Annotated in this window: 13 protein-coding genes; 5 read left to right on the plus strand and 8 right to left on the minus strand. The window is 41.5% G+C overall.

Translation table 11 applies throughout. The features are described from left to right. Nucleotides 1–6: 6 nt before the first annotated feature. A complete protein-coding gene (locus GPS65_RS12760) occupies nt 7–627 on the minus strand; it encodes an acetate uptake transporter (protein WP_119124973.1) in 621 nt (206 codons plus the stop codon). Nucleotides 628–770: 143 nt separating this feature from the next. Here GPS65_RS12760 and GPS65_RS12765 point away from each other — a divergent pair, with 143 nt between their 5' ends. Continuing rightward, nucleotides 771–1,592 (plus strand): uroporphyrinogen-III synthase, encoded by an 822-nt coding sequence (locus GPS65_RS12765; protein WP_012010199.1) that lies wholly within the window; start codon nt 771–773, stop codon nt 1,590–1,592. Nucleotides 1,593–1,632: 40 nt separating this feature from the next. Here the strand turns inward: GPS65_RS12765 and uptA are convergent, their stop codons facing one another. Next, nucleotides 1,633–2,235: an undecaprenyl phosphate transporter UptA gene (gene uptA / locus GPS65_RS12770; RefSeq protein ID WP_012010198.1), complete on the minus strand. Its 603-nt coding sequence runs from the start codon at nt 2,233–2,235 to the stop codon at nt 1,633–1,635. Between the two features lie 270 nt (nt 2,236–2,505). Here uptA and GPS65_RS12775 point away from each other — a divergent pair, with 270 nt between their 5' ends. From GPS65_RS12775 to GPS65_RS19475, 3 genes are all read left to right on the plus strand, one after another. After that, nucleotides 2,506–2,736, plus strand: coding sequence for an excisionase family DNA-binding protein (locus tag GPS65_RS12775; RefSeq protein ID WP_012010197.1), 231 nt, complete (start codon nt 2,506–2,508; stop codon nt 2,734–2,736). A gap of 61 nt (nt 2,737–2,797) precedes the next feature. Then, on the plus strand, nt 2,798–3,295 hold the full coding sequence (locus tag GPS65_RS12780) for a hypothetical protein (protein ID WP_049754909.1): 498 nt from the start codon (nt 2,798–2,800) through the stop codon (nt 3,293–3,295). Then, nucleotides 3,273–3,533, plus strand: a complete 261-nt coding sequence (locus GPS65_RS19475) for a hypothetical protein (RefSeq protein WP_225970069.1) — start codon at nt 3,273–3,275, stop codon at nt 3,531–3,533. The genes GPS65_RS12780 and GPS65_RS19475 overlap by 23 nt, the downstream gene beginning before the upstream one ends. 12 nt (nt 3,534–3,545) lie before the next feature. On the opposite strand, the gene GPS65_RS12785 is transcribed toward GPS65_RS19475, so the two are convergent. From GPS65_RS12785 to GPS65_RS12810, 6 genes are all read right to left on the minus strand, one after another. Beyond that, entirely contained in the window at nt 3,546–4,646 is a 1,101-nt protein-coding gene (locus GPS65_RS12785; RefSeq protein WP_119124972.1) for a Ger(x)C family spore germination protein, read from the minus strand. After that, complete coding sequence (locus GPS65_RS12790; protein WP_119124971.1) at nt 4,643–5,743, minus strand: GerAB/ArcD/ProY family transporter; 1,101 nt, start codon at nt 5,741–5,743, stop codon at nt 4,643–4,645. The genes GPS65_RS12785 and GPS65_RS12790 overlap by 4 nt, the downstream gene beginning before the upstream one ends. A gap of 12 nt (nt 5,744–5,755) precedes the next feature. Continuing rightward, the gene (locus GPS65_RS12795; protein ID WP_161985434.1) at nt 5,756–7,240 is read right to left on the minus strand and encodes a spore germination protein; all 1,485 of its coding nucleotides are present in this window, start codon (nt 7,238–7,240) and stop codon (nt 5,756–5,758) included. Between the two features lie 73 nt (nt 7,241–7,313). Further along, on the minus strand, nt 7,314–8,657 hold the full coding sequence (locus GPS65_RS12800; RefSeq protein WP_144468545.1) for a (Fe-S)-binding protein: 1,344 nt from the start codon (nt 8,655–8,657) through the stop codon (nt 7,314–7,316). Then, nucleotides 8,654–10,063, minus strand: coding sequence for a glycolate oxidase subunit GlcD (glcD, locus tag GPS65_RS12805; protein ID WP_144468544.1), 1,410 nt, complete (start codon nt 10,061–10,063; stop codon nt 8,654–8,656). Before glcD ends, GPS65_RS12800 begins: the two co-directional genes overlap by 4 nt. Nucleotides 10,064–10,140: 77 nt before the next feature. Beyond that, on the minus strand, nt 10,141–11,274 hold the full coding sequence (locus tag GPS65_RS12810) for a CdaR family transcriptional regulator (RefSeq protein WP_041815604.1): 1,134 nt from the start codon (nt 11,272–11,274) through the stop codon (nt 10,141–10,143). A 125-nt stretch (nt 11,275–11,399) separates the two neighbouring features. Here GPS65_RS12810 and GPS65_RS12815 point away from each other — a divergent pair, with 125 nt between their 5' ends. Further along, the gene (locus GPS65_RS12815; RefSeq protein ID WP_041815601.1) at nt 11,400–11,978 is read left to right on the plus strand and encodes a hypothetical protein; all 579 of its coding nucleotides are present in this window, start codon (nt 11,400–11,402) and stop codon (nt 11,976–11,978) included. Nucleotides 11,979–11,992 lie beyond the last annotated feature (14 nt).

The following is an 11,992-nucleotide window of genomic DNA, read 5'->3' on the forward strand; positions in this document are numbered from 1 at the left end:
TTTTACTTATGCTTTTGTAAAAATACGAAATGGTTGTCCAATTGGTAGCACAGTACGACCGAAATGAGTATTGAGCACAACTGCTGCTGAACCATAAAATGAAAGCAGAGAAATGATCAATTCTGCAATACCGGCAATGGTATGAGTCACGTCGTACATCACACCAAACGAGCTTAGGGAAAGACCAAGGAATAAGCAATCAATAAAGACGAAAATCAAAAATAATACTTTATGAGTTTCCATTGCACCAATCGTCATAAACAAGCTGAAAATTAAATACCCGATAAACGCAAAACCTAGTTGTTTTGGATCTGCTGCTTCCGCAAGCGTTTTCCCAAAAACGCCCGCTTGAATGAGCCAAGTCGTTCCAACGCCCATCCAAAAGAGACCGAATGCGCCAAAGGCAGTGGCTCCAAAAATATTATGATGCTTTGAATCTTGTATGGACGCGATCAGTTGCGCGATGCCTCCAAGGAAGATAGCCCAAGGTAAAATAAGGGAAGTGCCATCTGTAATTCCTAGTTTTTGTGAGGACGCAACGAGCGTCACCATTGCTAAACCAAACAAACCAAGTGGTGTTGGGTCTGCAATTGATAATCGATAAGCTTGAACATTCTGTTTTTCCATAATGACCTCCTACAATTTGCACTTACAAAAGATACTCGAATTAGACCGAAACGTCAAGCTCTTTTTTAGTAGACACTTGCAACGTCTTCCAAATAAATCTATATTTAATACATATCAAATGTGATAGAAAAAGAGGGATAAAATTGAGTAAAGGCTTATCTGGAAAAACGATTGCCATTTGTGGAACGAGAAAAACAGAAGAAATGCGTACACTTGTCGAAAAGCAAGGGGGACAAGCTGTTATTCGTTCTCTTCAAGGAACCGTATTTTTAGCCAAAGAGGAGTTAAAGCCAGGCATTGAAACTTTTGTGAAAAAAGGTGCCGATTGGGTGGTTTTAACCACAGGTATCGGAACTGATACATTAATTGAGAGTGCAGAAGAGCTTGATTTAGGAGAAGAATTTATGCATATTCTATCAAATGCACAAATTGCTTCAAGAGGATACAAAACTTATGCTGCACTCAAAAAACGCGGAATTCAGCCAGACGTGTCTGATGAAGATGGGACAGTACGTGATCTGATCGCAAAGCTTGAAGGCAAAGAGTTTCAAGGCAAACGTGTCATGGTGCAGCTGCACGGGGAAAATGCTCCGGCCCTCATCCAGTTTTTACATGAAAAAGGGGCAGATGTATTGCCACTTTTACCTTATCAGCACACACCACCTGAACCAAAAGCCGCAGAAACATTGCTTCAAGAAATGAAAGACGGAAATGTCCACGCCGTCTGTTTTACAACCGCTGTTCAGGTACACGCCTTTTTCACGTTAGCAGCAAAATGGGGAAGAAAAGAAGAACTTCAAGCGCTATTTGAGCAGCACGTACTGGCAGTAGCTGTTGGAAAAGTCACAGCTGAAGCTTTAAAAGAAGAGGGCATTGACAGGATTCTTACCCCGTCACTTGAGAGAATGGGCGCAATGATTATGGAATTATCTCAATATATGAAAAAACAATCCTCACACTCATAGAAAAAACGCCTTTCACTCAGCCAGTGGAAGGCGTTTTTCATTAGATTGTCCGTTTTCGGTTCGTCCGAATTTTTTTTATGACGAAATAGAGAACGATCAAGACGATTGCAATGGCCATAATAGGAGTTGTATAAGCGTGAGCAACGCTTTGAATGTGATCCCACTTTGTCCCAAGCTGCATACCGAGATAGATAAATAAGATCGACCAAGGGATGGCTGCTAATCCTGTCAAGAGAACAAATTTCAAAAAAGGCATTTTGGCAATACCAGCTGGAATGGAGATGGCATGGCGGACAACAGGAATAAAACGCGCTGTAAACACCACACCGGTTCCATATCGATCAAACCAGCGCTCTGCAGTGGCGATATGATGTTCATGGATGAATAAGTATTTTCCGTACTTTGTTAAAAAAGGTCTTCCGCCATAAAGACCGATCCAGTATATAAAACACTGTGCGAGCGTACCCCCGATGACGCCAGCGATAACAGCTCCAACAAAACCGATTGTTCCTGTTGACACCATATATCCGCCATAAGCTAGTACAATTTCGCTCGGTATGATTTCAATCATCAGACCTAGAGCTACACCTACATAACCAAGGCTTGTCAGCCAGGTTAAAATTTCATTAAAAAAGGTTCCCATTCATTTCACGCTGCCTTTAAATACGAATTTTCTTCAAGCATCCTGATAAAAGCCTATGCTTGTTTTGCTTCTCTCATGAGTCTGCTTTTCTGTTTATCTCTTATGAAGGCTAAACCGAAAAACGCCCATCTAGCAAACTTTATCATACCATATTTGCTCACACCTAATGAATACTTGTTATGTGAAGAACTATCATGTACAGGCTGTGACCGTTTTTTCAACAAATCATGATATACTTTGTTAGATGAAACGAACGGGTGGTGCACAAACATGTATTTAACAATTGAAGAAACAGCTGAATACTTAGAAGTATCTGAGGCGTATATTGAGAAATTAATTCAGCAAAAAAAGATCCGTTTTGTATTTGACGGAGAATCATATCTCATTTATCAAGGACAGTTTCAAACGCATATAAAGCAGCTTGAACAATATAAAGAGCTCGTCCAAGAGATTTTAAATGAACCGATTCCTGAAGATCCAGATGTAAAGGACGAAGATTAGATTCAAAGGAAGTGAATGGAGTGGAAAATGCCGTCTTGTCTGAGCCTGTCAAAAGAACGCAATGAATGTGGTAGAAGATACGGATGAACCAACACAACCTTATCAATTATGCCAGCCGTATCACAAGAGACTACTCAACAATTCTTTACGACCGATTGAATGGTATCACTTAGCCGTTCTCCATTCTCCTAAACAATTTTTATTACATGATGACTTTTATGGAGAGGACGGACAGGCTTTCTTATCAGAGGGTGATGTTGTCCTTACAAAAGAAGATAAAGCCCCCACATTACAAGACGTTCGTCAAGATTTGGAGTCTTTATTAGACTTTTCAATCATGAGGTGGTTTCTTGAGGCTGATGTCATCGATGCGCTGAAACAGCATGATCAGCAAAGGATCTTAAACTCTGTTCAAAATCTTTTTAATGAGACTCAGCATATTGAAGTGAAATCACGTATGTTAGAAATCGCAGCTAATGTTTTAGATACATCTGCCACTGGGTGGGTGAGGGAACTTGTGAATCAGGCTGGCGGCCTTGAGCCATCCAACCTGGGATAGAAGGAAAACATGGCTAGACAAAGGAAGACCTTTCAGTTTAATTGCCCTTGAAACAATGGCACACTGTGCTAAAGGGAATAGACCAGTCCTTGTGGAACAATATTCTCCTAAAATCCTTCACACAGATAAAAGTGAAGTAGAGAACACTTTAAATGACTATCTTCAAAAAGATGGCGTTCCAAGAGTCAAAACGAACGTGTCTACCATATTGAACAATAAAGAAGATATTTTCGAATAATTTCCAACTCCTTTATTGACTGACACCAGTTTGCACAATATTCATATGGCATTTAATTTGTATATCCGCATCAGGATAGATTTTCTGCCATTTTTCTGGTGTCATGGCTTTGTCTTTTGATCGATACCTTAAACCTAGCCCAAGCGGATCAATAGGTTGCTTTTTAAAGGACTGAACTAGTTCTTGTCCTTGCTGAGCGACACGTTTTTCTACTTCTTTTTCGACTTGGTCCAATATATTCGGTTTATCAATTTTTTTGGACTTCATGAATTCTTTTAATTCGCCTTTCAGTTTAATATCAATCGTGATATGAGGCTTTTTTGTTAAATTATTCGTTGGTTTGATCTGATAGGACACATGTGATTTGATATTTTCAATGACGACATGGGTCTTATCATGATCAGCCATTTGAAACTCATAGATGCCATTTTGATGATTTTCAATCATCGCTTTAAATGTAAACGCATCTTCTCCAGGGATATGCCCCACCATTTTTTCATTATCAAACAGGGCGACTCCTGTGACTTTGATGGTATTGCTTGTTTTCTTGATGTAAGGAAGGTAAGCATCGACACCTTTTGCTAGCATCTGATTCATAAAAATATGTTGATTGGTGACAGGTTGATTGCCATTTCTCATATTTTGAGATAACAGATCAGAGAGATACACACCTATATTTAAGTTCGTTTGATTCATTTTTGTATATAACAAGTCTTCAACTTCTCCGCCTACAATCGCAAACACTTGGCGTGAACCAATGATAGGATCACGATAAATGTAATTCATTAAATCGATCATGCCGACATCCTTTGCTAATTTTTCACTCACTAAAATAACAAGCACCTGGCCCATGACCACTGGAAAAGGCGATTTTTCTGATACAAGAAACTGAATATTACTAATCGTGTTTGACCTCGCACTTAATATTTGATAATTTCCTTGTTCTTGACTTTTAAAGACAGGGAAGACAAAAAAACCCTTCATTTCTCCATCTTCGACCAAATCAAACCCTGCCGCCTGAGAGATATTTAATTCATCTAAAAGGCGTGGCTGTGCACAGCTAGTTAACAAAAGACTAAACAACATGAGACCTATGAGGATATACTGTTTCATGCTCGTTTTTTCACCCACCTTTTTTTCAGCAACAGCCCAATAACTATACAAATAATGAATCCATAGACAAGAAAGAAACCAGTATATTCCACCCATTGGTTAAAAGTTTCAAACGAGGTGGCGCCGACAAATAACGAAAACATGATCAGAATGAGGATGCTGAGCCCGATGAACGTAATGCGCTGACTCGTATGAAACACCTGTTTCGCCATTCGGCTCGCAGCCCATAGTGGAATTGCCATATTTGGAACGATTAAAAATAGCCAGAGAGACACTTCAATAAATTCAAAGCGCTGGATAAATGGCAGCTTCACAATGCTTGTTAACGTTAGCGTCGGCCATTTTGTTAATTTAAGCTGTGCACTTGAGTAATACGCAATGGAGACAAGAAAAGTGAGTAAGTTTAAGCATGTCGTGAATAATACCCCCATGTGAGCATATTTTTGAGACGTCTGCGCTTGTTTAATAAAGGGATAATAGACAAGCAGCGTGCCAAAACCAAACATGGATAAGGACGCATCTTTCACTCCGACTAGAAGCTGTGAAAATGTATGATCAAACATGGGGAACATGAAGCGAATGTGACTATACTTCATGACATAAAAACAAATAAACGTCATCCAGTACGTGAGTACGATGCTAAAAAATGCCCATCCAGCTATGGTTCTAAAGCCGCCCGTATGGATGTAATACAGAAGCAGCAATAGTACAGACGCAAACAATAGACCAGAAATTTCTTTAAACAACCATACATGAATTACGTCCATATAATGGATGAGAACGGTCAATGTCAAAGAAGCAAAATATAAAATATAGAGGATGTTGAATAATTGACCAATCCACTTGCCAAATACGTATTGCGTGATTTCACCAAATTCATCCGAAGGGGCCTTTTTGAACATCAAGTACATAAGAAAGATCATGACATTGACACTGATGCCAGAAATCACAATGGCGATCCATCCATCATTATTTATAGAACGAACAAGGTTTGTTTGAAAGTTTAGAATGCTGACACCTACTTGATTAGCATTAATGAGAAAAAACACGAAAAAAGGGGAAACTTGAAATTTCTCTTTTACAGAAGAAGAACTCATACTTTCACTTCCTTATTCATAAAAATCATTTTTCCCTTTTTTCCCTTGCTTAGGCTTTTGCCGATGAAGGATTTCATTTTCCGGACGTAAATTTTCCGGTCTTTTATTCAAAAAGCGGAGCTGAGGACGAATTAAACTGCCCTTTAAGTCCGTCAGTCGCAGCGGAAAAATTGGCTCTAGATACGGGCGTCCAATAGACGTTAATTTCATTAAATGGGTGAGAAGGAAAGATCCCATTACGGCAATGCCGAGTGCACCCCACACCTGAGCCGCAAGTAGAAACGGAAATCTCAGCAGCCGAATAGCACTGCCCATTTTGTAAATAGGGGTGACAAATGAGGCAAGAGCAGAAAGGGCAACAATAATGAGTAAAATATTACTTGTTAAGCCTGCTGCCACAGCAGCCTGTCCAATAACGATCCCTCCAACAATCCCGAGTGTCTGTCCGACTTTAGCTGGAAGCCTCGATCCAGCTTCTCTGAGTAATTCAATCGAAATCTCTAAAAATAGTGCCTCAATGATCGGAGGAAATGGAACAAGATAGCGAGAAGACACGATGGTTTCTAATAAATCCTTTGGAATCAGCTCATAATGAAACGTTAAAACGGCTACATATAAAGGTGTTGCAAAAATGGAAAATATCACAGCAAATATGCGTAACAGCCTAAAGCAAGAAGCTGCAATCCACGGCATATTGTAGTCTTCCATAGTGGAAAAATACTCAAGTAAAATCGTCGGAGCAAGCAAGACATGAGGCGATCCATCCACTAAAATGGCAATTTTCCCTTCTGATAATCCTGAAGATACGCGATCGGGCCTTTCTGTATTTAAAAACAACGGAAAGATCGTATTGGACACATCATAAAGCATTTGTGCAAGGTAATTTGCATCTAAAATTTGATCAAAATCAATATCTTCAATGCGCTGGAGAACGGTCTCAATGTTTTCCGGATTTGCAATCTCTTCAATATATAACACCGCTACTTTTGTTTGAGAAAGCGTGCCAACCGTCTTTTCCGACACTTTCAGGTTCGGGGTCGGCAGCCGCCTTCTGACCAAATTTAAATTGGTATCCAAAACTTCCACAAATGCTTCTTGTGCACTGATAATGCCAAATTCAATCTCAGGCGGACCTACTTGTCTGCCTTTCTTTTCTTCAATCGGGATTAGAAGCGCTTTGCCCCAGTCCGTTTCAAGCCGAATGGCCATATTCCCTCGATGAAGGGCTTTTTCCACTTCCTGAAGATCGGTCGTGATAATAGACTGTTCAATGGGGATTCGTTCTTTCAGCTCTTCAAGAGTGGGGGTGAGATGTAATTCTTTCAAGTAGGGCAAAATTTGTTCATGGAGTAGATGACCATTAATTAAAGAACGAAAAAAAGAAATTCGATAAAGAAATCCTTCACTTCGTGACAACTCGTTTGTAAAATCAGAGGAACATGACAATGCCTCAAATACTGAATTTGGGTCTTTTTGTTGTTTGTTTTTCTTCAGCACTTGAACCATCTCCTTCCTCGATTTCCCTCTATTATCCAACCAATTCCCTGAAGATATGCATGAAAAAAAGCGTTCAGCTTGATGAGCTGGACGCTTCTTTCCCATAGTGAACGGCTTCTAATAAAAAATCGACGAGATGCACGGCCCGCATGTTAGGCGATTGTCCTGACCGTTTGATACCTGCTGCCATTTGCAGCTGGCAACCTGGGTTGGACGTGACAATAGCCGCCGCAGCTGTTTGACTAGCTTCTATCATTTTATGATCTAAAATTTGCATTGACATCGTTGGCTGCAAGATATTATAAATGCCAGCTGATCCGCAGCAGCGGTCGGCATCCTTCATTTCTTTAAATGATACCCCTTGAATCGCCTTCATCAGCTCCCTTGGCGCTTGCTGTACCCCCATTCCGTTCCGCAAGTGACAAGAATCTTGATAGGTGATGACTTGCTCTGGCAAAGCAAGCGGTGTGCTGCGGTGAAATGCCAGTTCCACTAAAATGTCTGATATATCCGTGATTTTCTGTGAGAAGGCTTCACCTCGTTTTTGGAAATCAGGCTCATCCTTTAACAAATGATCATAATCACTTAAAAAGGCACCACATCCGCCCGCATTCATGACAATGGCATCAGCCTCTATGTTCTCAAATGCTTCAATATTCCGCCTTGCTAACTGTTTCGCTTGTTCCTTTTCTCCGCTATGACCATGAAGTGCGCCGCAGCACGTCTGAACAGGAGGGACAACAACGTCACAGCCTGCCAATTGCAAAAGCTGGATGGTCGCTTCGTTTGTACTAGAAAAAACAGTGTCCATTAAACAGCCAGTAAAAAAAGCAACACGCTTTCTTGTTGTGCCAATGGCTTTGTATTCTAACGCACGACTTTTTTGTTGACGCGGCACCTTTGGAAGGGCCTGCTCCATCAGCTGTAAATGCGGCGGAAGCACCTTTAGCATGCCAGACTTGCGGGCGGCTGTTTGCAGACCAGAGGTTTGATAAAATCGCAGAAGTCCAGCCGCCTGTCGCATTCGGCTTTGGGAAGGAAAGAGTCCTTTAAATACAACACGTCTCACAAATTTGACAGGAAGAGATTGTTTTTTGTGCTGCTGAATGATGTCTCTTGCATCCTCAAGCAAACGTCCATATTTGACGCCTGAGGGGCAGACTGGTTCACATGCACGGCAGCCAAGACAAAGGTTCAATGAATGTTCGACATCTTCATCAGGCTCAATCACACCGTCTCTTACCGCCTTCATTAAAGCAATTCGGCCACGAGGAGAGTGTGTTTCTTGTTGACCGGATTCAATATAAGTAGGGCAGGAAGGGAGGCAGAAGCCGCAGCGCATGCAATTGAGCAGCTCCTTTTCATCCATTTGCTGTTGAAATGTTTGCTGCATCTCTGTTTGTTTAGAGGAATTCATGAGATCACCACTCTCTTCCTTGTTGCTTTTCCAAACACCTTATCAGGATTCATGATATTTGCTGGATCTAGCGCTTGTTTGATCGCTTTCATTGCAGCAATTCCTTCCTTTTTGACCTTGAGTTCCAAATAAGGGGCTTTCATGAGACCTACGCCATGTTCACCTGTAATGGTGCCGCCGAGGGAGACTGCTTTTTCAAAAATGGCCTGAAAGGCTTCTTCAACCCGCTTCATTTCTTCTTCATTTCTTGCATCAGTTGCACAAGTAGGGTGCAGATTTCCATCGCCTGCATGACCAAATGTACAGATTTTCACGTCGAACTCTCTCGCAATGTCTTCGATTGCCCGTACCATATTCGCAATTTCAGAACGAGGGACTGTGGCATCTTCTAAAATGGTCGTAGGGCTTAAACGGGCGAGAGCAGATAAAGCGGCTCGTCTCGCTGTTAAAAGGGCACTTGCTTCTTCTTCAGAATGTGCGATATTCACTTCTTTTGCCCCGTGCTGCTGACAGACCTTTGCGATGTTTTGCATATCACGGGAAACAGCCTCAGGGTTGCCGTCCTGTTCGATTAATAGCACCGCTTGAACGTCAGTCGGGAGGCCAATTTTGGCAAAGTCTTCAACGACTTCTAGTGTCGGCTGATCCATAAATTCTAATGTGGCGGGGATGATACGTTCTGCAATAATCGCCGAAACTGATGCAGCTGCTTCCTCAAGGCTTTCATATAAGCAAAGCATCGTTTGTTTAGTTTCTGGAAGCGGCAAAAGCTTTAGCGTAGCTTCAGTAACGATTCCGAGCGTTCCTTCTGATCCAACAAATAAACGGGTCATATCATACCCGGCCACGTCTTTTGCGAGCTTACCGCCCGTTTTAATGATGTCGCCGTTTGGCAGAACCACTTCAAGTCCAAGTACATAATCTCTCGTTACGCCATATTTTAAACCTCGAAGCCCACCTGAATTTTCATTAATATTTCCGCCTAACGTCGAAATTTTCATCGAGCTTGGATCTGGTGGATAGAAAAGGCCTCTTGCCTCTACTTCGCGAATGAGTTCCTGTGTGATCAAGCCAGGCTGTACCGTTGCAGTCAAGTTTTCTTCATCTATTTCGATGAATTGGTTCATTCTTGTAAACAACATCACAAGTCCACCTTGTGTAGGACAGGTTCCTGCACAAAGGTTCGTTCCGGACCCTCTTGGCACAATTGGCACCTGATATGAGGAGCAGAGCCGAACAATTTGCTGGATGTCCTCAGCTGTACGCGGGCTTACGATAACATCTGGCATGTGCTGAAAATTAGGCGTTGCATCATAAGAGTAGGCAAGCCGATCAGCTTTGCTGTCTTGTACATGAGATGCACCGGCAATCTTCTTTAATTGATTTAAAAATTCAGAATTTAACATGCGCATTCACTCCTATTGGTTAGACATACCGTTTCTTTCAGTATAAAAAAAGAACCGCCTCATGCCTATGGACGATTCTACAAAATATCAGGCTGCTTGCTCCGATTATTTGGATGATGATCTAATAGCATCAAGGCTAAATAAAAGAGCATCGCATCTTGCATGCGTTTTGGATCAAGTGTGGTTAAATCTTGGATACGTTTTAGCCTGTAATGCAGTGTATTGATATGTACGTGCATCGCTTCCGCGGTATATTTCAATGAGCAATCCGACGTCATGAGTACACGCAATGTTTTTACTAGCTCAGGGTAGGGGAGAAGTGGGACAATTGTTCGATCAAGGAACACTTCTTTAGTTTCCTGACTCACTTCTTCTATAAAAAGCTCAAGTGTTAAATCTTCATCAAATACAATCGGTGTATCCGCATTCGCCATTTTCAAAGCACGAAAGGCTTGATGAAATGACTGCTTCATCATTTGTCCAGCTGCAGGTTTTCCCGCACCTATCAAAACTTTTGACGTGGAACGTGCAGTGAGCGCAGCATGGATATGAAAAAGACGCTGCTGCAAAGTATCACGATCATTTGCTGAGGTTTGCAGCATGAGCAAAAAGCGGGCATGCCCCCAGCGGACGATCATTTCCTGATGAGTGAGATGCAGCATTTCCTTCACTTTTTTATATTGATCCTGCTTCATAAACGATTCATCATGACAATCAATAAGGACGACTACACGCTGCATATTAACATCAAGCTGTAGCCGCGCTGCTTTTTCAGTGAGATCGATGGCTGTCTCTGGCAAGTGAAGCCAATCGAACACGAACGCTTCAAGCTGCCGTTCATCGGTTTCCGTTTCAAGAAAAAATTCATGTTCTTGAATGAGCAATTCAGTCATTTTTCGTAATATTTCGCCAAATGGAGAGACATGGATAGGATTTCCTGTCATCCCAATCACACCAATGACCTCTTGCTTAAAATAAATAGGCAGATTGATACCAGCTTTGACCCCTTTCATTCGCTGCTCATCATCCTTTGTGAGGATTCGTTTTTGTCCTTCAAAAGATGTCAAATATGCCCCTTCATGAAATTGACCAATGCGCGCTGGATCTGTTGCCGCTATGATGGTGCCGTTTGTTTGTGCTATGATGATTTCCTCAGTCAGCACCTTTTTGACCTCGTCTACAATTTTTTCTGCCAGTGTCATTGTGAGCAAAACGTACCCCTCCGAGATGTATCTTTTGACACTATCATACCATCATATGCGGAGTGATATCTTTCTTTTCATGAGTTATGCTAAAATAAGACACGCACATGAAGAAGAAGAAAGGAGACATCGCTATGTCGTTACAAAATCGCTTACAAGATTTATTGAAAGAAGGACAAGCGCTGACAGACTTTGAATATGACGAAGCGGAGCGCAACAATTGGCCTTTAGAAGGTGCAAGAATAAAGGAAGAGGCACGCTTTAGCGATGTATATATAGAGCGTGTAGACAAAGAAACTGAGGACATGATTCAATCAGAAGGCACCTCATTTCTCAACACACCACTTACATATGTAAAACAACATCAAAAAGAATTCATTTATATCGAATCAAAGTGGTTTGATGTGGTAAGAGTCGATGGGTTAGCAATTGAATGGGATGAAGTATTTCAAACGTATACGGTGTTATTCGGTTTCAAACGTCCTAAAAAAGACACGGGCATTCTAAAGGACATGCTGGCTCCATTTAATGGTGCACAGCTTCAATTTAATGGACAAGATGGCTTGTTTGATGTGAATTTACAGCTTCTTGAGCTTGAGGACATCCATGAAGAGATGCCTTTCATTGAAGTCATCTCAGCCGTGTACCGCTTTTTATTCCGTCTGATCATGCAGCTTGAAATCAATGAATCAAACAACGGCTCAACTACCTGAGCCGTTGTTTTTGT

It is taken from the genome of Bacillus pumilus, assembly GCF_009937765.1.
Classification (GTDB): Bacteria; Bacillota; Bacilli; order Bacillales; family Bacillaceae; genus Bacillus; species Bacillus pumilus_O.